Origin of the sequence: Rhodanobacter sp. T12-5 (genome assembly GCF_008329435.1) — a bacterium.
GTDB lineage: Bacteria > Pseudomonadota > Gammaproteobacteria > Xanthomonadales > Rhodanobacteraceae > Rhodanobacter.
Genome location: NZ_NPKN01000004.1, coordinates 186,786 through 210,078 on the forward strand (window position 1 = coordinate 186,786; position 23,293 = coordinate 210,078).

The following is a 23,293-nucleotide window of genomic DNA, read 5'->3' on the forward strand; positions in this document are numbered from 1 at the left end:
TCGGCATGGAGAAGCACCGCGGCAAATGGCCGTCTATTCACTGTCTTCGTTCCATGTGCGGCCGTCGCGCTCGATCAGCGCCACCGCCGCGCTCGGCCCCCAGCTGCCCGCGCTATACGGCCGCGGCGCTTCGCCGCTGCCGCCCCAGGCAGCCAGGATCGGGCCGGCCCAGCGCCATGCCGCCTCGACTTCGTCGCGGCGCATGAACAAGGTGGGATTGCCGCGCACCACGTCGAGCAGCAGGCGTTCATAGGCATCGGGCTGCGATACGCCGAACGCCTCCGCAAAGCTCATGTCCAGCGGCACGTGGCGCAGGCGCAGGCCGCCGGGGCCGGGGTGCTTGATGGTCAGCCACAGCTTCACGCCTTCGTCCGGCTGCAGCCGCAGCACCAGCCGGTTCTGCGACAAGGTGCCGGCGTCGGGGTTGAAGATCGAATGCGGCACCGGCTTGAAGGTGACCACGATCTCCGACACCCGGCTCGGCAGCCGCTTGCCGGTGCGCAGGTAGAACGGCACGCCGGCCCAGCGCCAGTTGGCGATCTCCGCCTTCAGTGCCACGAAGGTTTCGGTGTTCGACTTGTTGTTGCCCAGCTCCTCCGGATAGCCCGGCACGCTGGCACCCTCGGCCACGCCGGCGCGGTACTGGCCGCGCACGGTGAGCTGTGCGGCGTTGCCGTCGTCGATCGGCTTGAGCGAATGCAGCACCTTCAGCTTCTCGTCGCGCACCGCGTCGGGTGCCAGCGACGAGGGCGGTTCCATCGCCACCATGCACAGCAACTGCAGCATGTGGTTCTGCACCATGTCGCGCAGCGCACCGGCGCGGTCGTAGTACGCGCCGCGATGGCCGACGCCGAGCGTTTCGGCCACGGTGATCTGCACGTGGTCGATGTGCGCGGAGTTCCACAACGGTTCGAACAGCGCGTTGCCGAAGCGCAGCACCAGCAGGTTCTGCACGGTCTCCTTGCCGAGGTAATGATCGATGCGGAAGGTCTGCGATTCGTCGAATACCTTGCCGACGGCATCGTTGATCTGGTTCGCGCTGGCCAGGTCGCGGCCGATCGGCTTTTCCAGCACGACGCGCGAGGCACCTTCGTTGAGCTTGTACTGGCCCAGCCGGTTGCAGATGTCGACGAAGAGCTCGGGCGAGGTCGAGAGATAGAAAACCCGTATATGTCCGGGCTGTGCGCCGATGAGCGCGGCGAAATCGTCCCAGCCGTCGTCCTTGCGCGCATCCAGCGGGCGGTAGAACACCTGCTGCAGGAACACGTCGAGCTGGCGCGCGTCGCAGATGCCGACCAGCGCCTCGCGCAACTGCGCGCGATAGCCGGCGTCGTCCAGCGCCTCGCGGGCGACGCCGACGATGCGGCTGCTGGCCGGAATCTGGCCGTCGAGAAAACGGTGGAACAGGGCCGGCAGCAACTTGCGCACGGCGAGGTCGCCGGTGCCGCCGAAAATCACCAGGTCGAACGGTTCGACCGATTGGGAAGAAGGAGTCACGCAGTCACCTCGACACATGCCGGATGGCGGGCAGGGGCCGAATGGCACGATAACCCGGGTTGCCGCCGATGGTACCAGTGAAATACCAGATAGGCCACGGGTATGCATACGAATTCATGGGAGCATTTTGATCGTGATGATGAGGCATACCCATTTCCGCCAAGCCCGCTCGCCCTGAGCGCAGGCTGCAGGCTGAGTTGAAAGGGGCCGCCCGGACGGTGCGCGTTTCGACTTCACCCGCTGGCGCGGGCTACGCCGAGTGCGAACGGACGTCCGGGTGGGCTTGCTTCCAGTGGTTCTGTATTGGTATCGTTCGCCGATGGAAGCTGCCCTCACCAACGAATACCGCCGGATCTGTCACGACCCGACCACGCATCAGCCGCTGGCCTATCTGCGTCTGCGCCGGGCGATCCGCAACATCGTCGAGCATCGCGACATCGAGCCGGGCCAGGCGCTGCCCAGCGAGCGCGACCTGTCGCAGGCGCTGAAGCTGTCGCGGGTGACCGTGCGCAAGGCGATCGCGGGACTGGTGGAGGAAGGCCTGCTCACGCAGCGTCACGGTGCCGGTACCTTCATCGCCGAACGCATCGTCAAGCCGATGTCGCGGCTGACCAGCTTCACCGAGGATCTGCGCGAGCGCGGCCTGCATCCGCGTTCGGAATTCTTCGAGCGCGGCATCGGCGAGGTAACCCCGGAAGAGGCGATGGCGATGAGCCTGTCGCCCGGTTCGCTGGTGGTGCGCCTGCATCGCGTGCGCTATGGCCAGGACGAACCGCTGGCGATCGAGCGCAGCGTGGTGCCGGCCAGCGTTCTGCCCGATCCGCTGCTGGTGCACGACTCGCTGTACGAGGCGCTGGAAAAACTCGACGCGCGCCCGCGTCGCGCCTTGCAGCGCTTGCGCGCGGTGTCGCTGAACGCGCAGCAGGCACGGCTGCTGCACGTCAACGTCGGCAGCGCGGGGCTGAGCATCGAGCGGCGCAGCTTTCTGGACGACGGCCGCGTGGTCGAGTTCACCTGTTCCTGGTACCGCGGCGACATCTACGACTTCGTCGCCGAATTGCAGACTGACTGAAGGACCGCCATGGCTGCCCGCGACACCTTGATGTACCAGGAGGCGCACGAGTCGGCCGACGTGGTCGCGCGCCAGTTCGCCGCCAACGAGGCTGTGGTCGGTGCGCTGGCGCAGTCGCTGCGCGCGCAGCCGCCGCGCTTCATCGTCACCTGCGCGCGCGGCAGCTCCGATCATGCCGCGGCGTATGCGAAGTACGTGTTCGAGACCCAGCTCGGCATCGCCACCGCGTCGGCCTCGCCGTCGGTCACCTCGGTCTACGCGGCCGAGCAGCAGTGGCAGGGCGCGCTGTTCATCGCGATCTCGCAGTCGGGCAAGAGCCCCGACCTGCTGCGCAACGCACAGGCCGCGAAGATCGCCGGCGCGCGCGTGGTGGCGCTGGTGAATGTCGAGGATTCGCCGCTGGCGGCGCTGGCCGACACTGTGATTCCGCTGCACGCGGGGCCCGAACGCAGCGTGGCGGCGACCAAGAGCTATATCGCCGCGCTGGCCGCGGTGCTGCATTTGTGCGCGCGCTGGCGCGGCGATGACGAGCTGGGCGCGGCCTTGCAGCAGCTGCCCGACGCCTTGCGCGCCGGCTGGGATGCGGACTGGTCGGCGTTGAGCGATGGCCTGACCGACGCGCACAACCTGTTCGTGGTGGGTCGCGGCTTCGGCCTCGGCATCGCGCTGGAGGCGGCGCTGAAGTTCAAGGAAACCTGCGGCCTGCACGCCGAGGCGTTCAGTGCGGCCGAGGTGAAGCACGGCCCGATGGCGCTGGTCGGCCCGGATTTTCCGGTGCTGTGCTTCGCCCAGGACGACGACACGCGCGACAGCACGCTGGCGGTGGCACGGGAGTTCCGCGCGCGCGGCGCGCAGGTATTCGTGGCCGCGCCCGGCCTGCACGATACCGGCAGCCTGCCGGTGCTCGGCGGACTGCCGGCGCTGTGCACGCCGCTGCTGATCATCCAGAGCTTTTACCGTACCGCCAGCGAGCTCTCGCTGCGCCGCGGCTTCAACCCCGACGTGCCGCCGCATCTCAACAAGGTCACCGAAACAGTCTAGGAGTGAGGGAAGAGGAGTGAGGAGTGAGAGAGAGCCAGAGCTCCCGCCCCTCGTCTCGACACCGCTTTCTCTCACTCCTCACTCCTCTCCACTCACTCCTCGCTCCTCCGCCCATGACCATCGCCCTTGTCAACGCCCGCGTACTCGCCGCCGATGGCTGGCACGACGATCTTGCCGTGCTGCTCGACGGCGAGCGCATCGTCGACCTGCTGCCGCCGTCCGATCCGCGTGTGCGCGACGCCCAGCAGCATGATCTGCGCGGCGCCATGCTGTTGCCCGGCTTCATCGACGTGCAGGTCAACGGCGGCGGTGGCGTGCTGTTCAACGAAGCGCCCACGGTGGAGACCTTGCGCCGGATCGGTGCCGCCCATCGGCAGTTCGGTACCACCGGCTTCCTGCCGACCCTGATCAGCGATCGCGTGGAAGTGATGCACGCGGCGCTCGCCGCGGTGGAACAGGCGCTGGCCGAAAACGTGCCGGGCGTGCTGGGCATCCACCTGGAAGGTCCGTACCTGGCGTCGGCGCGCAAGGGCGTGCACGACCCGAAATATTTCCACGTGCCCGGCAACGACGAACTGGCGCTGTTGTGCGCACCGCATCGTGGCGTGCGGCTGATCACGCTGGCCCCGGATCAAGTGCCGCTGGCCAGTATCGGTGCACTGGTGGATGCCGGCTTGATCGTCTGCGCCGGCCATACCGCGGCCGACTACGCGACGACGCGCGCCGCGCTGGATGCCGGCGTGCGCGGATTCACCCACCTGTTCAACGCGATGACCCCCTTCGGCAGCCGCGAACCGGGCGTGGTCGGCGCGGCGCTGGAGGATGCGATGAGCTGGTGCGGCATCATCGTCGACGGCCACCACGTGCATCCGGCCAGCCTGCGCGTGGCGATCGCCGCCAAGCCACGCGGCAAGATGCTGCTGGTCACCGACGCGATGCCGCCGGTCGGTTCGGACGACCCGAGCTATGTGCTCAACGGCGAAACCATCATCGTGAAGGACGGCATCTGCCAGACCGCCCAGGGCGTGCTGGCCGGTTCCGCGCTCGACATGGCGACGGCGGTGCGCAACACCGTGCAGTTGCTCGGCCTGCCGCTGGACGAAGCGGCGCGTATGGCCAGCACCTACCCGGCCGAGTTCCTCGGCCTGGGCGAAAGCCGCGGCCGCATCGCTCCGGGTTATCGCGCCGACCTGGTAGTGCTGGACGACGAGTGCCGCGTGCAGCAGAGCTGGCTCGGCGGGGTGACGCAGAGCGAGAAGTGAGTGGAGAGGAGTGAGAGAGAGTCAGAGCTCCCGTCGCACCTCGACACCGCTTTCTCTCGCTCCTCACTCCTCTCCACTCACTCCTGCTCCATTGCCCAAATGGCCGTCCGAAGTTAAAGTGGCGCGGTTCAGGTGTCCCGAAGGCTTCGTGCCGGAGGGATGAAACGGGAAGCCGGTGCGTGGTGTGCGAACACACTGCAAGGCCGGCGCTGCCCCCGCAACGGTAAGCGAGATCCACGAACGGCCAACGCCACTGTGCTCAGCACGGGAAGGCGCCGTTCGGGGCCTGCGGATCACCGCAGGCCACTCGCCAGCCCGGAGACCGGCCCGAACGATTCCTGGTGGCTCGCGGTGGGCGAGGCCGAACCACGTGTCGGTCGATCCTGCCTGCCCGTCGTTCCGTCTTCCCCCGTCTGCTGCCAGCTCATTGAACGATGAGGCCGTGCGCGGGTGCGCGGCCGAGGAACGAACATGAAGAAGACCTTGCTGGCAGCGGCGCTGCTCAGTGTCACGGTGGCCGCGCAGGCCGCCGATCAGAATGATGCGAATACGCTCGACCCGGTGATCGTCACCGCCACGCGCACCGCGATCACCGCCGACAATGCACTGTCGTCGGTGACGGTGATCACCCGTGCCGACATCGAGCGGCTGCAGCCGCTGTCGGTGCCGGACCTGCTGACCGGCCTGCCCGGCGTCAGCTTCGCCAACTCCGGCGGCTACGGCCAGCAGACTTCGCTGTTCCTGCGCGGCACCAACTCCTCGCACACGCTGGTGCTGATCGATGGCGTGCGGATCGGTTCGGTCGCCAACGGGCTGGCCGCGTTCGAACAGTTGCCGGTGGAACAGATCGAGCGCATCGAGATCGTGCGCGGCCCGCGTTCGAGCCTGTACGGCGCCGACGCGATCGGCGGGGTGATCCAGATCTTCACCCGCCACGGTTGGCGCGACGGCGACCTGCTGCCGTCGTTCAGCCTGACCACCGGCAGCAACAACCTGTTGCGCGGCCAGGCCGGCGTGTCCGGCGGCAGCGAGCATGCCTGGTACAACCTCGCCGTGGGCGCGCAGTACACCCGCGGCATCAACTCGTGCCGCGTCGGCGCGGGCGAGGTGTTCGCCGGCTGCTACACCGACGAGCCCGATCGCGACGCCTACCGCAACCGTAACCTCAGTGCCAACGGCGGCTACCGCTGGGACAACGGTGTCCAATTGAGCGGCACCTGGCTGCGCAGCCTCGGCGAGATCCATTTCGACGGCAGCTACCAGAACCGCAGCCGCACCGTGCAGCAGACCGCCGGTGCCGCACTCGGCTTCAACCCGTTGCAGGCGTGGAAAACCACGCTGAGCGTGGGCCAGAACCTGGACCGCTACGACAACTACGAGAACCAGGATTTCGTCGGCTACATCTACTCGCGGCGCAACCAGGCCTCGTGGCAGAACGACATCAGCCTGGCCGACAACCAGTTGCTGACGCTCGGCATCGACTGGCAGGGCGAGCACATCGACAGCGACACCGGATTCCTCGCCAGCCGGCGCAACAACACCGGCGGCTACGCGCAGTACCAGGGCACGTTCGGACGCAACGAAGTGCAGCTGTCGGCGCGGCGCGACCACAACGGCCAGTTCGGCAACCACAACACCGGCGCGGCTGCGTGGGGCCATCACTTCGATGGCGGCCTGAAGTTCTCGGCCAGCTACGGCAGTGCCTTCCACGCGCCGACCTTCAACGACCTGTATTACCCGTACGGCAGCGGCAACCCGGCGCTGAAACCGGAAAAATCGCGCAGCGCCGAACTCGGCCTGAGCCAGCAGCGCGATACGTGGAACTGGGCGCTCAATGAGTACCAGACCCGCATCGACGAACTGATCACGCTGGACGGCAACTTCGTGCCGCAGAATATCAGCAAGGCGCGCATTCGCGGCGTGGAAGGCCAGCTCGGCACGACCCTCGCCGGCTGGCAGTTGCAGGGCTACCTGAGCTGGCTGCAGCCGCGCAACGAGGACGGCGGTCCGAACGACGGCAACGTGCTGCCGCGCCGGCCCGAACGCACGGCCCGGGTGGACCTGGATCACCGCTTCGGCGCGTTCGGGGTGGGCGCCACCGTCAACGTGGCCGGGCGCAGCTACGACGATGCGGCGAACCGGCATCCGCTCGGCGGCTACTCGACCACCGACCTGCGCGCGAGCTGGCACTTCAACGCCGACTGGCAAGTCGAGGCCCGGCTGAGCAACGTGTTCGATCGCCACTACGAAACCGTTTGGTACTTCAACCAGCCGGGGCGCAGCGCCTTTCTGACGCTGCGCTACAGCCCCGCCCCGCGCTGACTTCAGGCACATACGGCGGAGCGCAGCTGCTGGCATAAAGTCGGGATGAACGGAACTCTTGCGCCGACCTCATCCCGATCGCGCCTGTCGGTGGCACCGCCTCTGCCGCTATGCTTGCGCGCCGGGGAGGTCCATTGAATATCTTCGCACCGCTGATCCGCCGGCCTGCCGGCACGTCGCTGCTCGCCATCGGCCTGATGCTGGCCGGTTTGTGGGCGTATCTGCTGCTCGGCGTGGCGGCCTTGCCGACGCTGGAATTTCCCGGCGTGTTCGTCGCCGCGCAGATGCCCGGGGCGAATGCGCAGACCATGGCCAGCACGGTGATGGCGCCGCTGGAACGCCACCTCGGGCGGATTCCCGGCATCCGCATGATGAACGGGCAGGCCAGCGAGGGCAGCGCCCAGGTCATGGTGATGTTCGACTTCGGCATCAGCACCGACGCGGCCGCGCGCGAGGTGCAGGCCGCGATCAATTCCGCCGCACCCGACCTGCCGTCGGTAGGCAACGGCGGCATGCCGGGTCCGCCGCAGTACTTCAAGTTCGATACCTCGCAGATCCCGGTGCTGCTGGTCGCGCTGACCTCCACCAGCCTGCCGCCGGACAAGCTGTTCGACCTCACCGACACCTTGTTGAAGCCGGCCGTGGCGCAGGTGCCCGGGGTGGCGCGGGTGCAGGTGTTCGGCGCGTCGCCGCATGCGGTGCGGATCGAGCTGGACACGGCGGCGCTGGCGGCCAAGGGAATCACCGCGAACGACGTCAGCAACGCGTTGCGCGCGGCCAATGTCACCTCGCCGCAAGGCACGCTGAGCGATGGCCGCACGCAGATGACGGTGACCGCCAGCGACAGCCTGCGCGAGCCGGCCGAGTTCACCCGGCTGATCATCGCGGTGAAGAACGGCACGCCGGTGCGGCTGTCCGACGTGGCCACCGTCAGCAGCGGGCAGGAGGACCAGTACCAGGCAGCGTGGTTCAACGGCCAGCGCTCGGTGACGATGCAGATCAGCAAGCGCGCCGAGGCGAACGCGGTGGCCACCGCCGACGCGGTGCGCGCGAAGCTGCCGCAGTTGCGCGGGCTGCTGCCGGCGGACGTGCAGATCACCCCGATCTTCGACCTGACCCAGACCACCAAGTCCGCCCTGCACGAGGTCGAGGTGGCGCTGCTGCTCAGCATCGTGATGGTGGCGCTGGTGATGCTGGTGTTCCTGCGCCGGCTGCGGCCCACGCTTATCGCGATGCTCAGCGTGCCGCTGTCGCTGGCCGGCGCGTTCGTGGTGATGTGGACGCTCGGCTTTTCGCTCAACACCTTGTCGCTGATCGCGCTGGTGCTGTGCATCGGCTTCGTGGTGGACGACGCGATCGTGGTGATCGAGAACATCGTGCGTCACATGGAACAGGGCAAGCCGCCGCTGGAAGCCGCGCTGACCGGAGTCAGGGAGATCGGCTTCACGGTGGTCTCGATCACGCTGTCGCTGATCGCGGTGTTTGCGCCGATGCTGTTCGGCAACAACATGTTCACCATGCTGATGCGCGAGTTCTCGGTGACGCTGACGGCGGCGGTGGTGATTTCCGCGCTGGTCTCGCTGACCCTGACGCCGGCGCTGTGCGGGCGCTACCTGAAGCTGGAGCACAGCGCGGAAGTGCGCGAACCGAACCGGTTGCAACGCGCGCTGGAGCGTTTCGACCGCGGCCTGCACGGCACCTACGAGCGCGCGCTGGACTGGGCCATGCACCATCGCCGCGTGATGCGCTGGCAGCCGGCGATCCTGCTGGTGCTGACCGCCTTGCTGGCGGTGGCGGTGGCGATGACCGCCGGCGGTGGCGTGATGCCGGACGAGGACATCGGCCTGATGCAGGCCAATGTCACCGCCGAGGCAAACATCTCGCCGACCCGGATGGCCGAGCGCACGCAGCAGGTGGCCGCCGTGATCCAGGCCGATCCGGCCGTGCTGGACGTCTCCGCCGTGCTCGGCGGCAACGGTGGCGCGGTCGGCAACCAGGCCGGCATGTTCATCGACCTCAAGCCTTACGGCCACGGCCCGGGCGATCGCCACGATACCGTCAAGCAGGTGATCGAACGGCTCGACAAGCACTACAAGCTGCTGCCGGACGTCGACGTCTCGCTGACCCCGGTGCAGTTCTTCGGCGGTGGCGGCGGCAGTGGCGGCAGCGGGCAGGGCCAGTACCAGTTCCAGCTCACCAGCAGCACCGGCGCCAGCCTGCAGCAGCCGACTCTCAAGCTGGCGCAGCGGATGCGCGGCATGAAGGAATTCCGCGACGTCGGCACCAGTTTCGACAGCATCGGCAAGCAGCAACTGCTGTCGGTCGATCGCGAGGCGGCCGCGCGCCTGCACGTCAGCATGGCGATGGTCGATACCGCGCTGCACGACGCGTTTGGCGAGCACGCGGTGTCCACCATTTATTCGGACATCAACCAGTATCGCGTCGTGCTGACCTCCTCCGGCACGAAATCGCTGAGCCCGGCGGCGTTGCTGAACACCTACGTGCGCAACAGACAGGGCACGATGGTGCCGCTGTCCGCGCTGGCGCACATCGCGCCGAGCATCGCACCGGTCAGTGTCAGCCACTTCAACCAGCTCGAATCGGCCTCGATCAGCTACAACCTGGCCAAGGACGTGAACCAGTTGCAGGGGATGAAGCTGGTCGACAAGGTGATCGCCGAAACGCCGCTGCCCCCCGGCGTGCAGAAAAAATACGCCGGCGACAACCAGAAGCTGGTGGAGGCGGCCACCGGCGCGGGACTGATGCTGCTGGCGGTGATACTCGTGATGTACGTGGTGCTCGGCATCCTCTACGAGAGCCTGATCCATCCGCTGACCATCCTGTCCACCCTGCCGGCCGCCGGCATGGGCGCGTACCTGGCGATGCTGGTCACGCAGACCCAGCTCACCCTGATGTCGATCATCGCGATCCTGATGCTCATCGGCATCGTCAAGAAGAATGCGATCCTGATGGTCGACTTCGCACTGGTCGCGCAGCGCGAACGCGGCCTGTCCGCGCCGGAGGCGATCCGCGAGGCGGCGCTGGTGCGCTTCCGCCCGATCACCATGACCACCCTGGTCGCGATGGGTGCGGCGTTGCCGCTGGCGATCGGCTTCGGCGTCGGCTCGGAAATGCGCCAGCCGCTGGGCATCGCGATCTTCGGCGGCCTGCTGGTGTCGCAGCTGCTGACCCTGCTGAGCACGCCGGCGATCTACCTGTGGCAACACGACCACCAGCAGCGCAAGGCCGCGCGACGGCAGCTGCGCGCGGAGATCCAGCGCCAGCGGGCGTTGCAGCAGCAGATGCCCGCCTTGCCGAAGATGCCCGACCTGCCGCGGTAGGGGCGGCTCGAGCGCCTGCCCCCTGCCTTCCGACACGGTGTGGACTTCAGGCACATACGCCGGCGCACGACGACAGGCATAAAGTGGGCATGAAAGAACCCCACCCCCCGGCTGCCGCGTCCCCGCGCACACCATGAACGTCTTCGCACCCCTGATCCGCCGCCCCGTCGGTACCTCGCTGCTCGGCATCGGCCTGATGCTGGCCGGGCTGTGGGCATACCTGCTGCTCGGCGTGGCCGCGCTGCCGTCGCTGGATTTCCCCGGGGTCTACGTCGCTGCCAGCCAGCCCGGCGCCAGCGCGCAGACCATGGCGAACACCGTGCTGGCCCCGCTGGAACGGCACCTGGGGCGCATTCCCGGCGTCGACGAGATGTACGGCAATGCGAACGAGGGCTCCGCCTCGGTGATGGTTCGCTTCAACATGAGCCGCACTGCCGACAGCGCCGCGCGCGACGTGCAGGCGGCGATCAATGCGGCCGCGGTCGACCTGCCGTCCGGGATGCCGTCGCCGCCGCAGTACTTCAAGTTCGATACCTCGCAGATCCCGATCCTGTTCATCACGCTGACCTCCGACGGCATGCCGCAGGACAAGTTGTTCGACCTGGCCGACACCTTGCTCAAGCCGGCGGTGGCACAGATCGACGGGGTTGCCCAGGTGCAGGTGTTCGGCGGCACCCCGCACGCGGTGCGCATCGAGCTGGACAACAGCGCGCTGGCGGCCAAGGGACTCACCGCGAACGATGTCGCCAACGCGTTGCGCGCGGCCAACGTCACCTCGCCGCAAGGCACGTTGAGCGACGGCGTTACGCAGATGACGGTGACCGCCAGCGACAGCCTGCAGCAGCCGGACGAGTTCGCCCGCCTGTTGATCTCGGTGAAGGACGGCACGCCGGTGCGGCTGTCCGACGTTGCGAAGGTCTACGGTGGCCAGCAGGACCAGTACCAGGCCGCGTGGTTCAACGATGCGCGCACGGTCGGCCTGCAGATCACCAAGCGGCCGGAGGCGAACGCGGTGGCCACGGTGGAGGCGATCCGCGCCAGGCTGCCGCAGCTGCGCGCGTCGCTGCCGTCGAACATCACCATGACGCCGGTGTTCGACCTCACCCAGACCACCAAGTCGGCGCTGCACGAGGTGCAGGTGGCGCTGCTGATCTCGATCGCGATGGTGGTGATGGTGATGCTCGTGTTCCTGCGCCGGCTGCGGCCGACCCTGATCGCCACGCTCAGCGTGCCGCTGTCCCTGGCCGGCGCGTTCGTGGTGATGTGGACGCTCGGCTACACGCTCAACACCCTGTCGCTGGTGGCGCTGGTGCTGTGCATCGGCTTCGTGGTGGACGACGCGATCGTGGTGATCGAGAACATCGTGCGCCACATGGAAAACGGCCAGACCCCGCTGCAGGCCGCGCTGACCGGCGTCGGCGAGATCGGCTTCACGGTGGTCTCGATCACCTTGTCGCTGGTGGCGGTGTTCGCGCCGCTGCTGTTCGGCAACAACATGCTGGTGATGCTGCTGCGCGAGTTCTCGGTGACGTTGACCGCGGCGGTGGTGATCTCCGCGCTGGTTTCGCTGACGCTGACGCCGGCGCTGTGCGCCTGGCTGCTCAAGCACGAGCCGGCAGAGCGCAAGCCGCCGGGGCGGATCGAGCAGGCGGTGGAGAATTTCGACCGCAGCCTGCTGCGCATCTACGCGCGCGCGCTGGACTGGGCCATGCACCACCGCCGGATCATGCGCTGGCAACCGCTGACCTTGCTGATCCTCACCGTCGTGCTCGGCTTCGCCGTGGCCAAGACCGCCGGCGGCACCTTCATGCCGGACGAGGACACCGGCCAGCTGCAGGTCGACATCAGCGCCGACGCGAACATTTCGCCGGCGCAGATGACCGCGCGCACGCTCCAGGTGGCGAAGATCATGCAGGCCGATCCCGCCGTGCTCGACCAGTTGACCATGCTCGGACGCGATGGCGGCGGCGGTGGCGCGGTCGGCAACAACGCGCAGATGTTCGTCGACCTGAAGCCGCGCGGCAGCGGCCCGGGCCAGCGCGACGAGGGCATCAAGCAGGTGGTCGAGCGCTTGTCGAAGAAGTACGACGTGCTGCCCGACGTGAAGGTCGCGGTCAGCGCCGCGCAGTTCCTCGGCGGTGGCGGCAGCGGCGACGGCGGCGCGCAATACGAGTTCCAGCTGGTCAGCAGCAACGGCGGCGACCTGCAGCCGTGGGCGCTGAAGATGGTGCGCCAGCTGCGCACGCTGAAGGAATTCCGCGATGTCGGCAGCGATTTCGACCAGGTCGGCCGGCAGCAGCTGCTGAAGATCGACCGCGAGGCCGCCGGGCGCCTGCACGTCGGTGTCGGCACGATCGACTCGGCCCTGTACAACGCGTTCGGCCAGCGCCAGGTTTCGCAGATCTACTCCGACATCAACCAGTACGCGGTGGTGCTCAGCACCGGCGCCGAGCAAAGCGTCAGTCCGGCGATGCTGCTGAACCTGCACGTGCGCAACGAACAGGGCCGGATGATCCCGCTCTCGGCGCTGGCGACCATCGAGCCGAACAGCAGCCCGATCCGGGTGCGCCACCACAACCAGCTCGAAGCGGCCACGGTCACCTACAACCTGGCCAAGGACGTGCCGCAGGATCGCGGCGTCAAGCTGGTCGAGCAGGCGGCCTATGCAGTCGGCCTGCCGGCCGGCATGCGGGTCGATTTCACCGGTGCCAACCAGCGCCTGCAGCAGGCCCAGTCCAACGGCATGGTGCTGCTGCTCGGCTCGATCCTGGCGATGTACATCGTGCTCGGCATCCTCTACGAAAGCCTCGGCCATCCGCTGACCATCCTGTCGACCCTGCCTGCTGCCGGCGCCGGCGCGTTCCTGGCGATGCTGGTGACGCAGACGCAGATCTCGATGATGGCGATCATCGCGATCCTGATGCTCATAGGCATCGTCAAGAAAAACGCGATCCTGATGGTCGACTTCGCCCTCGTCGCCGAGCGAGAACGCGGCCTGTCCGCCCCCGAGGCGATCCGCGAAGCCGCGCTGGTGCGCTTCCGCCCGATCACCATGACCACCCTCGTCGCGATGGGCGCCGCACTGCCGCTGGCGATCGGCTTCGGCATCGGCTCGGAGATGCGCCAGCCGCTCGGCATCGCCATCGTCGGCGGGTTGCTGGTGTCGCAACTGCTGACGCTCTTGAGCACGCCGGCGATCTATTTGTGGAATTACGACCGCAAGATCCGCAAAGCGGCGCGCAAGCTGCGCAAGGCGGAGAAGAAACGGCTGAAGGCGTCGGGCGAGGCCCCAGCGACCGCTTGAGCTGCGCTGGCTGATCCAACGATGCGGATCGACCGGGGCCGGCTTCCTTTTGCCGGCACCCATGGCCGCGCCGTTTCAGTCGAGCGGCACCATCGCGCGCCCAACTCCGCGCCAACCTCAGCGGGCTGAAAAGCCACTCCATACAGATGTTGAATCTGACAGCGTTCGTCCTGGCTCAGGTGTGCATAGCCCATGTGTAGTTATACTTGGCAGCGAAGCTGTGCAGGCTATCGCACCAGCGCCGCTCTACCGCTTGGGGCGGTGCCCTTCAGAAGTGAACTCGACCGTGGTGCGGCGATCAAGCGCAAGGCTTGAAAGAACTCATGGAACCGACGAGCTCTGTCTATGACACTGCTTGAGCAGGGCGTGGCAACACGAAAGCATGAGGTGACTTCAGGTCTTCATCCGCGTCTTGTAGGGGATTACTGCCCCTTTATGTCATATTCGACTTACGTGATGTCATCGACGTAAACGGGCGATGGCTTTTCTGCATCAGTCTCGCCAAAGCGAGCCATTGCGCAATGATAAAGTCATCGATTGTGGGTGTTTGGCCCCTTGGACGGCAGCAATGTATTCTGCTGCTGCTTCACACTTTGTGATGGAGCACTCCTAGTTTCCTAAAAAAAGGACTTTCTGATGTTCAAGGTAAACTACTCTTATACAAGTCTTGTTCTAGTATTGGCGCTGGCTGCAACGCAAGCAGATGCTCAGATTTTGGCCAAAGACTGTGAGGCTTGTACGCAACAACAAGTTATGGCGGTCGTAAAAAACTGCGCAAACGGCTACGATTACGTTGGGGATTTCAGAAGTCACGTTATCTATAAATCATGCTGGGTCCTCGATGTTAACGATGGGGGAAGGCGAGCGACCAGAACTCACGAATTGATCAGGCTGCCGGTGGAAAGCTCTGTCAGGCAGTCATTTGAACGCTACTATAATGTTTATGCCAATAATGGTCTGAAAATGGGATATGTGGCGTACCTGGCCGCATCGCCCAGCTTAAGTTTGGCCTCGTCGAGTATGGGGACGGGTTTTTCGGAATTTGTCGGTTTTTCATCTCAAGCTTCGCTGTCCACAGCAAATGATAACGGTAGCGTTAATGCATTTGACACGGTGGTTTCTTCGGCAGACAACCAAAGAACTATCACCTATCTCAGCAACAAAGCGTTTAGCATGCCGAGCTTGTCACAGGCAAACCCGGGATTTGGGCCGGCACTAGTTGGTGCAATCGCTCAGCTCGAAAATTCGTTTAAATCTCAAATAATCAGTTTTTCCAACTTCAACGCAACATATGTTGTTGAGTTCTCGGATGGCAGCACTAGGGTGTATGCCATGGATTTTGCCAATAAGACATTTAAAGCTGTTCCCGGCACTGCAAAAGACGCGCATGGCAATATCATTCCAGAAAATACGTCCATGGTAAGCCACGGAAATGGTGTTGAAACGTATAATTTTCGAGGTGCGCCGGGCTACGATTTAGAAAATTTTGTTGATCTTGCGAAGAGCTTTGGGGCCAAGATTGATAATAGTGCAGAAGCAACGATGTTCAGATGTGTTTGGCAAGGATCTAGCGACACGCTTAATTGTACTGCAATGAATTAAAGTTAAATCGCAGCGTCCCGAGTTGACTCGGGGCGCTTTCAATTGTCATGCGCGAGGATTAATTAATGTCGTTGCTGAACTGGTATGTAATTTTATTATGGTTAATACCGCCGACGTATATTTTCCTTTCAAATCGAACGAATGGGCGGACAAAATTGATCTGGGTAGCAGCAGGCGTGGTGTTCAATTACTTTGCACTACTTGCACTCTTGTTGTTTACCCGTAGAAAGGAAAGATGATCTAGGCGGAGGTTCCCCGCGCGGCGACTGGATCAGAAAAGACCGCCAAGCTGCCTCGAGGTTCTCACGAAGCATTCTCAGCGAGTGCTTGTCTGCCGCCAATTACTCTTCAACCCGGCTCCGTCGAAACCTCCGCCGTAGGCGAATTCAACGCCGATGCCGGCGTACCCAGTCCGGTACTTGGTGCCTGCTGCGCGGAGCCGCGAGGCAGCAGGCGCGCCTTGCGCCAGCCGCCCCAGCGGTAGTACGCGGCGGCCAGCAGGACGGATACCAGGGAGCCCAGCGGAAAGTTCACCACACCGCGTCGGCTCCGAAGCGGGCTTGCAGCATCCAGGCGAACGGCACGCGCACGCACCACAGCAAGATGAACAGGATCACCAACGGCGGCATCACCGCGCCGGTGGAGCGGACCACACCGAACAGCACGAAGCTGAGGCCGAAGAAAAGGAACGACCACACCACGATCGCGTTGAGGTGCTGCGCGATCGCGATCGCCACGCCGTCGCCGGGCAGGAAGATGCTCAGCGCGCCGCGGTTGAACAAGTAGACGATCGCGACGAGGGTGCCGGTCAGCAGCAGGTTGTAGCCGAGGCCGGCCACGGTGATCCGCGAGATCCGGTCCCAGCGCTGCGCGCCCACGTTCTGCGCAGCCATCGACGACACCGCCGCGCCGATCGCGAGCGACGGCATCTGGATATACGTCCACAGTTGCAGCGCGGCACCGTAGGCGGCGGTGGTCTGCGAGCCGTAAGCATTGACCAGGCTGATCATCACCAGCGCCGAGGACGAGATCACCACCATCTGCAGACCCATCGGCAGGCCCTTCACCACCAGCGCGCGCACGATCGCGAAGTCCGGTTTGAGGTAATGCAGTTCACCGCGATGCAGACACAGGAAATGCTTGCGTCGGTACAGGTGTGCGACCAGCGCCAGCAGCGCGATGCTCTGCGCGATCAGGGTGGCGGTGGCCGAGCCGGCGATGCCCATCTTCGGGAACGGGTCGATACCGAAGATCAGCAGCGGATTCAGCCCGATGTCCAACCCCACCGACAGCAGCATGAACAGGAACGGTGTGTGCGAGTCGCCGGCCCCGCGCAGGGTCATCATCAGGAAGCTGTAGAAGTACATCGATGGCAGCGCCAGGAAGATGATCCGAAGATAGGCGATCGCGAACGGTTGCGCGTCAGCTGGGGTGTGCATCGCGGCGAGGATCTGCGGCGTGAACACGAAGCCCAGCGCGGCCACCAAGACCGACAGTACGATGAAGAAGCCCACGCTGGTGCCGACCACGCGCTTGGCCTGGTCGATGTTCTTCGCGCCGACCGACTGCCCGACCAGCAGCGTGTTGGCCATGCTGATGCCGAACACCAGCCCGAGCAGCAGGAACAGCACCAGGTTCGCGTTGGCGCTGGCGGTCAGCGCCGCTTCGCCGAGGTAGTGGCCGATCCACACCATGTTGACCGACGCGTTCAACGACTGCAGCACGTTCGCGCCGAGGATCGGCAGCGAGAACAGCAGCAGGGCGCGGGCGATCGGGCCTTCGGTCAGCGAGGGGCGGTTGGCGGTGGCTGGCATCGTTCTGTTCCGGAGAATGGTGGAGGCGGAGCGGCGTGCGTGCCGGCTACAAGTTTGCAGGCGTGCACGATGTCATGTGGAGCTGGCGACGACATCCGCCTGTTCGTCCCAGGCGATCGCACCCAGCCGCAGCAGATGCGTGCGCAGGTCCGCCGGCCACGCGCTGGTCAGCGTGCCGAATTGCGCGCGCTCGCCACGATAGAACGCGCGCGATGCTTCCTCATAACCGGGCAGGTCGCCGGCCGTGGCCTGCATGAAGCGATCGAACGATTCGACCGCCTGCCGCGCGCGTTCCTTCGCGCCGTTGCCGCGCAAGGCCTGTTCGACCAGTCGTCGCAATACGGCCGAGGCCCCGCCGGGTTGCTGGCCCAGCCAGTCCCAGTGGCGCGGCAGCAAGGTGACTTCGCGCGGCACCACGCCCAGCTTGGGCCGGCCGGGACCACGAGTGACGGTCGCCGGCGCGACGTCGGGATGAGCCAGGCGGGCCAGCACATCATCGGCGCTGCCGCGGAAATCCAGCTCGATTTGGCGGCTGTCGCGATCATCGAAAATCAGCACTGGGCCGGTCGCGCCGGCCTCCAGCGTGCGCTTGACCGCCAGCGCCACGTCGGCCAGCGGGCCGCTGGCGATCAAGCGATGGTGGTCGAAGGCGGTGCAGGTACGGCGGTCGGTCAGGGACACGGTTGCAATCCTCGGGTGGGGCGAGGCGGCAAGTTATACCCGGATCAAACTCCTGTCAATAAAATCCGGGTAAAACATCCGGGCATGGCCCGGAAGTCATGCCCGCGGGCGTCCGCGCGCTTGCTATGGTGGATGCTTTCCACCGGAAGGGAATCATCATGCGTCTGCGCCCGGCCAGCTTGCTGGCCTCTCTTACCCTGCTGGTCGCGGCGTCGCCGCTGGCCGCCACCGAACTGGTCATTCCACCGATCCAGTACCACCAGCGCACCTTGCCGAACGGCATGCAGGTACTCAGCGTGGAAGATCACGCCAGCCCGAACGTGGCGGTGCAGATGTGGTACCACGTCGGCTCGAAAGACGACCCGCAGGGGCGTTCCGGCTTCGCGCATCTGTTCGAGCATTTGATGTTCAAGAGCACGAAGCACATGCACGCCGAGCAGATGGACCGGCTGACCGAGGACGTCGGCGGTGCCAACAACGCATCCACCGGCGACGACGTCACCAATTATTTCGAGGTGGTGCCGAGCAACCACCTGCAGACCCTGTTGTGGGCCGAGGCCGATCGGCTGTCCGGCCTCAACGTGGACGGGAAGAACTTCAAGTCCGAGCGCGCCGTGGTGGAGGAGGAATACCGCCAGAGCGTGCTGGCCAATCCCTACGGCAAATTGTTCAACGCGATCGACCCGCATTCCTACACGGTGCATCCGTACAAGCGCCCGACCATCGGCAGCATCGAGGATCTGGAGGCGGCTTCGCTGCAGAACGTGATCGCGTTCCACAACACCTTCTACCGCCCGGACAACGTCACCCTGATCGTCGCCGGCGACTTCGATCCGAAGCAGCTCGATGCCTGGGTCGACCAGTATTTCGGCTGGATACCGAAACCGGCCACGCCGATCCCGCAGGTCACCGCGAAGGAGCCGGTGCGCAAGAAAAACCTGCGCTACACCGTCACCAGCGAAACCGCGCCGTTGCCCGCGGTGGCGATGACCTGGTTGATCCCGCCGGCCTCCGACAGTGCCGACAGCATCGCGCTGAAGGTCGCCGCGGCATTGCTGTCGCAGGGCGATTCGTCGCGGCTGTACCAATCGCTGGTGTATCGCCACCAAGTGGCCCAGCAGGCCGGTGCCGACGCCGACGGCCGGGTAGGTCCGGGCCTTTTCACCGCCTACGCGATCCTTGCCAGCGGCCATCAGCCGGCCGAGGCCGAGAAGCTGCTGCGCGAGGAAATCATCTGGCTGGCGACCCAGCCCATCCCCGCCGCCGAGCTCGACAAGGTCAAGACCCAGTTGCTGACCAGCGAACTGAAGCAGCGCCAGACCGCGCAGGGCATCGCGTTCGCGCTGGGCCAGGCGAGCCTGATCGAGGGCAGCCCGGAACGCGCCAACACCGACCTGGTCGCGCTGCAGAAGGTCACCGAGCAGGACGTGCACCGGGTGCTGCAGAAATACGTCACCGGCGCGCACAGCGTCACCATCGACTACCTGCCGCAGGCCGCCAAGGCCGCGCCGGCGACCGGCAAGGGAGCTGCGAAATGAACCGCCGCAAGCACGCATTTCATTTGGCCGTCTTTACGGCTGCCTTCATCGCCTGCGGAAGCGCGTTCGCCGGCGATGCCGCAACACAAGCCGGCGCTTTCCCCGCGACGCCGCCATTGCCGGGTCCGGCGCCGCGGCTGGTGGTACCGACGCCGTCATCGCAGACGCTGGCGAACGGCCTGCAGGTGATCAGCGTACGCCGCGCCGACCTGCCGCTGGTTACCGCGCAGCTGGTGCTGCGCAGTGGCGGCGAGATGGATCCCGCGTCGCTGGCCGGGCTGGCCGACCTCACCGCGAACCTGCTTACCAAGGGCGCAGCGGGCAAGACTGCGCCGCAGGTCGCCGCCGCCGCCGAGGCGCTGGGCGGTTCGCTGGGTGCTGCCGCTGGTTGGGACGAAAGCGCGGTGGGCATCACCGTGACCACGCCGAAACTGCCGCAGGCGCTGGGCCTGCTGGCCGAGGTGGTGCGCCAGCCCGATTTCGCCGCGGCCGAGGTGAAGCGCGCCAAGGCGCAGGCGATCGACGACCTGCACTTGCTGCTGAGCCGACCGACCACGCTGGCCTCGTTCGTGGCCAGCCGCGGCGTGTTCGGTGCCGGCGCCTACGGCCACTCGCGCAGCGGCACGCCGGCCTCGATCGCGCGGATCACCCGCGCCGACGTACAGAAGCTGCATGCCGAGTTGTACCGGCCGGACAACGCGATCCTGATCCTCACCGGCGACGTCACCCCGGCACAGGCGCAGCAGCTGGCGCAGGCCAGCTTCGGCGACTGGTCGAAACCGGCCACGCCACTGCCGGCGCGGCCGGTCGGCAAGGCCGCCAGCCAGTTGCCGGAAATCCTGCTGATCGACCAGCACGGTGCCGGCCAGGCCGGCGTGGTCGCGGCGCATGCGGCACCGCCGCGCAACGACCCGAACTACTACGTCGGCACGGTCGCCAATGCGGTGCTCGGCGGTTCGTATTCGGCGCGGCTGAACGAGGAAATCCGGATCAAGCGCGGGTTGTCCTATGGGGCCAGCAGCCGACTGCAGCCGCTGGCCGATGCGGGCATGTGGCTGGCCGCGGCGCAAACCAAGAATCCGTCGGCGGCGCAGGTGGTCGACCTGATGCTGGGCGAGTTCAAGCGGCTCGGCAGCACCCGCGTATCCGCCGACGAACTGGCCGCGCGCAAGGCGACCCTGGTCGGCGAGTACGGCCGCAGCCTGGAAACCACCGCCGGCCTCGCCGATCAGGTCGGCGACCTGGCGATCTACGGCGTGAAGCTGGACGAGATCGGCAAGTACATCGAGCAGGTGCAGGCCGTAACGCCGAGGCAGATCGAGAAGTACGCCGACAGGCATCTGGATGCCGGCGACAGCACCGTGGTGGTGGTCGGCGATGCCGGCCAGTTTGCCGCCGCGATCCGCAAGGCGCACCCGAAGGCAGTGCTGCTGGAGTCGACCGCGCTGGATCTGGACAGCCCGAGCCTGCAATCGGCGAAAGCCGTGACCGTCACGCCGTAACTGCGCCGACTTCGCTAGAACCGAAACCCCCGGCATCCGTGCCGGGGGTTTTTCGTGTCGGCAATCTGCGCATGAGGGCTGTCGCAGCGGTCGTGTGTGGAAACGCTGTGTACCCGAAAGGGGGTTGGTGCGGGCTTGGCGACATTTAGTAAACTATACGGTACACAAAACTCTCCCACTCCCCATGGGTACCGTCATGCGTTCAATCCACAAGCTTCCCGCCCTCGGCCTGGCCTCGGTGCTGGCCTCGATCAGCCTCCCCGCCGCCGCGGCCCGCCTGGAATTCCAGGCGGGCCGCAGTTACATGGACAGGTACGCGGCCACCACCGCCTTCGTCGAAGGCGTGTTCGACGAGCACCGCATCGGCGACAGCCGTTTCAGCTGGTCACCGGACGTTTCGCTCGGCTGGATCAACGGCCGCGATGTCGGGCGCTATCGCAACAGCCGCTATACCACCGCCGACGACATCTGGCTGCTGGCCGGCGGCGCGCGTTTCCACTACGGCGACGCGGGCGACTGGTACCGACCGCTGTTCTTCAGCCTGCAGCCGGCGCTGCACGCCGGCCGCACCCAGGCATTGAGCAGCGCCTACGAGTTCGTGACCAGCGTGGGATGGCAGGGGCGGCGTTTCAGTGTGCAGATTCGCCACGTGTCCAACGCCGGCCTGCACAACCCCAATCGCGGCGAGACGATGGCGCTGATCGGGCTGGGCTTCGACCTGTAAGCGCGGTCGTCGTCAGTGGCCGCCCGCGGCGGGGCCTGCCTTCGCCGTGAATGGCGGCTTCGCCAGCCAGATCACCAGTACCAGGCCGATGAAGATCCAGCCCAGCGCATGGAACACTTCGTTGAACGAGATCTGGTAACCCTGCTGGGTGATCATGTCGTTGATTACGCTGGCACCGACCTGCGTATTGCCATGGCCGATCTGCTCGATCGCCGCCTGCGAGGTCGGGCTGTAGGCGGTGATGTGTTCGGCCAGCTGCTCGTGGTGGCTGACCGCGCGGCGTTCCCACAGCAAGGTGGTGATCGAGGCGGAGAAGCTGCCGCCCAGCGTGCGCAGGAACGTGGCCAGACCCGAGCCGGCAGCGATCTCGTTCTGCTGCAGGTCCGACAGCAGGATGGTCAGGATCGGCATGAAGAACAACGCCACGCCCAGGCCCTGCCACAGCTGCACCATCGCCACGTGGTAGAAGTCAATGCCGATGAAGAAATCCGAGCGCATGAAGCAGGTCATGCCCATCACCACGAAGGCCACCGACGCCAGCAGGCGCAGGTCGATCTTGGTGGCGTACTTGCCCACGAAGAAGGTCAGCAGCACCGGGATGACGCCCAGCGGCGCGGTGGCATAACCGGCCCAGGTCGAGGTGTAGCCGAGATTTCGCTGCAGCCACAGCGGCACCAGCAGGCCGATCGAGAAGAACGCGGCGTAGGCCAGGATCAGCGCGATCGTGCCGGCGGTGAAGTTGCGGTGGCGGAACAGTTTGAGATCGACGATCGGATCCTTGTCGGTCAGCTCCCAGATCAGGAAGATCGCGATGTTGACCGCCGAGATGATGCTGGTGACGATGATGAAGGTGGAGTTGAACCAGTCCTCGTCGTTGCCCTTGTCCAGCACGATCTGCAACGCCCCCACGCCGATGATCAGGGTGATCAGGCCGACGTAGTCGATCTTCGGCCGTTCGGTCTTCTCCACTTTCCCGCGCAGCTGATTGGCCACCACCATGCTGGCGAAGATGCCGATCGGCACGTTGATGAAGAAGATCCACGGCCACGAATAGTTGTCGGTGATCAGGCCGCCCAGGATCGGGCCGGCGATCGGCGCGACCACCGTCACCATCGCCAGCAGCGCCAGCGCCATGCCGCGCTTGGCCGGCGGGTAGATGCCGATCAGCAGGCTCTGCGTAATCGGGTACATCGGTCCGGCCACCGCGCCCTGCAGCGCGCGGAACAGGATCAGCATGCCCATGCTCTGCGACACGCCGCACATGAACGAGGTCAGCGCGAACAGCAGCGTGCAGGCGGTGAACAGCTTCACCTCGCCGAAGCGGCGGGTGAGGAAGCCGGTCAGCGGCAGCGAGATCGCCATGCTTACCGCGAACGAGGTGATCACCCAGGTGCTCTGGTTGTTGCTGACGCCGAGGTTGCCGGCGATGGTCGGCAGCGACACGTTCGCGATCGTGGTGTCGAGCACCTGCATGAACGTGGCCAGCGACAGACCGATCGTGCTCAGTGCCAGGTTGGGTGGACGGAAATGAGTGGTCATCGGGTTCGATCGGTAGGGAAGCTGCTTTTTGTGGGAGCGGCTTCAGCCGCGATG

Annotated in this window: 13 protein-coding genes, 1 pseudogene and 1 riboswitch; of the genes and pseudogenes, 10 read left to right on the forward strand and 4 right to left on the reverse strand. The window is 65.7% G+C overall.

Going from position 1 to position 23,293, the window contains the following annotated elements; translation table 11 throughout:
- Positions 1-33: 33 nt before the first annotated feature.
- Positions 34-1,497 carry a glucose-6-phosphate dehydrogenase gene (gene zwf, locus CIW53_RS10550; protein WP_149364675.1) on the reverse strand — a complete coding sequence of 488 codons (1,464 nt, stop codon included), beginning with the start codon at positions 1,495-1,497 and terminating at the stop codon, positions 34-36.
- Positions 1,498-1,816: 319 nt separating this feature from the next.
- Here zwf and CIW53_RS10555 point away from each other — a divergent pair, with 319 nt between their 5' ends.
- From CIW53_RS10555 to CIW53_RS10585, 7 genes are all read left to right on the forward strand, one after another.
- On the forward strand, positions 1,817-2,569 hold the full coding sequence (locus CIW53_RS10555; RefSeq protein ID WP_149364676.1) for a GntR family transcriptional regulator: 753 nt from the start codon (positions 1,817-1,819) through the stop codon (positions 2,567-2,569).
- A 9-nt stretch (positions 2,570-2,578) separates the two neighbouring features.
- Positions 2,579-3,610 carry an SIS domain-containing protein gene (locus CIW53_RS10560; protein ID WP_149364677.1) on the forward strand — a complete coding sequence of 344 codons (1,032 nt, stop codon included), beginning with the start codon at positions 2,579-2,581 and terminating at the stop codon, positions 3,608-3,610.
- A gap of 113 nt (positions 3,611-3,723) precedes the next feature.
- Positions 3,724-4,872, forward strand: a complete 1,149-nt coding sequence (nagA, locus tag CIW53_RS10565; protein ID WP_149364678.1) for an N-acetylglucosamine-6-phosphate deacetylase — start codon at positions 3,724-3,726, stop codon at positions 4,870-4,872.
- A gap of 113 nt (positions 4,873-4,985) precedes the next feature.
- Positions 4,986-5,218: riboswitch (cobalamin riboswitch) on the forward strand.
- A 125-nt stretch (positions 5,219-5,343) separates the two neighbouring features.
- Positions 5,344-7,194 (forward strand): TonB-dependent vitamin B12 receptor, encoded by a 1,851-nt coding sequence (gene btuB, locus CIW53_RS10570; RefSeq protein WP_149364679.1) that lies wholly within the window; start codon positions 5,344-5,346, stop codon positions 7,192-7,194.
- Positions 7,195-7,328: 134 nt separating this feature from the next.
- Positions 7,329-10,535 carry an efflux RND transporter permease subunit gene (locus CIW53_RS10575; protein ID WP_149364680.1) on the forward strand — a complete coding sequence of 1,069 codons (3,207 nt, stop codon included), beginning with the start codon at positions 7,329-7,331 and terminating at the stop codon, positions 10,533-10,535.
- A 133-nt stretch (positions 10,536-10,668) separates the two neighbouring features.
- On the forward strand, positions 10,669-13,839 hold the full coding sequence (locus tag CIW53_RS10580; protein WP_149364681.1) for an efflux RND transporter permease subunit: 3,171 nt from the start codon (positions 10,669-10,671) through the stop codon (positions 13,837-13,839).
- Between the two features lie 636 nt (positions 13,840-14,475).
- The gene (locus CIW53_RS10585) at positions 14,476-15,441 is read left to right on the forward strand and encodes a hypothetical protein (protein WP_149364682.1); all 966 of its coding nucleotides are present in this window, start codon (positions 14,476-14,478) and stop codon (positions 15,439-15,441) included.
- A 348-nt stretch (positions 15,442-15,789) separates the two neighbouring features.
- On the opposite strand, the pseudogene CIW53_RS10590 reads toward CIW53_RS10585, so the two are convergent.
- Together CIW53_RS10590 and CIW53_RS10595 are read right to left on the reverse strand one after the other, a co-directional pair.
- Positions 15,790-17,255, reverse strand: a pseudogene (locus CIW53_RS10590) (MATE family efflux transporter).
- A 72-nt stretch (positions 17,256-17,327) separates the two neighbouring features.
- A complete protein-coding gene (locus CIW53_RS10595) occupies positions 17,328-17,936 on the reverse strand; it encodes a DUF2239 family protein (RefSeq protein WP_149364683.1) in 609 nt (202 codons plus the stop codon).
- 158 nt (positions 17,937-18,094) lie between these two features.
- On the opposite strand from CIW53_RS10595, the gene CIW53_RS10600 reads away from it, so the two are divergent.
- The 3 genes from CIW53_RS10600 (at position 18,095) to CIW53_RS10610 (ending at position 21,700) form a co-directional block, all read left to right on the forward strand.
- Complete coding sequence (locus CIW53_RS10600) at positions 18,095-19,474, forward strand: pitrilysin family protein (RefSeq protein ID WP_149364684.1); 1,380 nt, start codon at positions 18,095-18,097, stop codon at positions 19,472-19,474.
- On the forward strand, positions 19,471-20,976 hold the full coding sequence (locus CIW53_RS10605; protein WP_149364685.1) for a pitrilysin family protein: 1,506 nt from the start codon (positions 19,471-19,473) through the stop codon (positions 20,974-20,976). The genes CIW53_RS10600 and CIW53_RS10605 overlap by 4 nt, the downstream gene beginning before the upstream one ends.
- Before the next feature lie 196 nt (positions 20,977-21,172).
- A complete protein-coding gene (locus tag CIW53_RS10610; protein ID WP_172969639.1) occupies positions 21,173-21,700 on the forward strand; it encodes an acyloxyacyl hydrolase in 528 nt (175 codons plus the stop codon).
- Positions 21,701-21,712: 12 nt separating this feature from the next.
- On the opposite strand, the gene CIW53_RS10615 is transcribed toward CIW53_RS10610, so the two are convergent.
- Positions 21,713-23,239, reverse strand: a complete 1,527-nt coding sequence (locus CIW53_RS10615; RefSeq protein WP_149364686.1) for a DHA2 family efflux MFS transporter permease subunit — start codon at positions 23,237-23,239, stop codon at positions 21,713-21,715.
- Positions 23,240-23,293 lie beyond the last annotated feature (54 nt).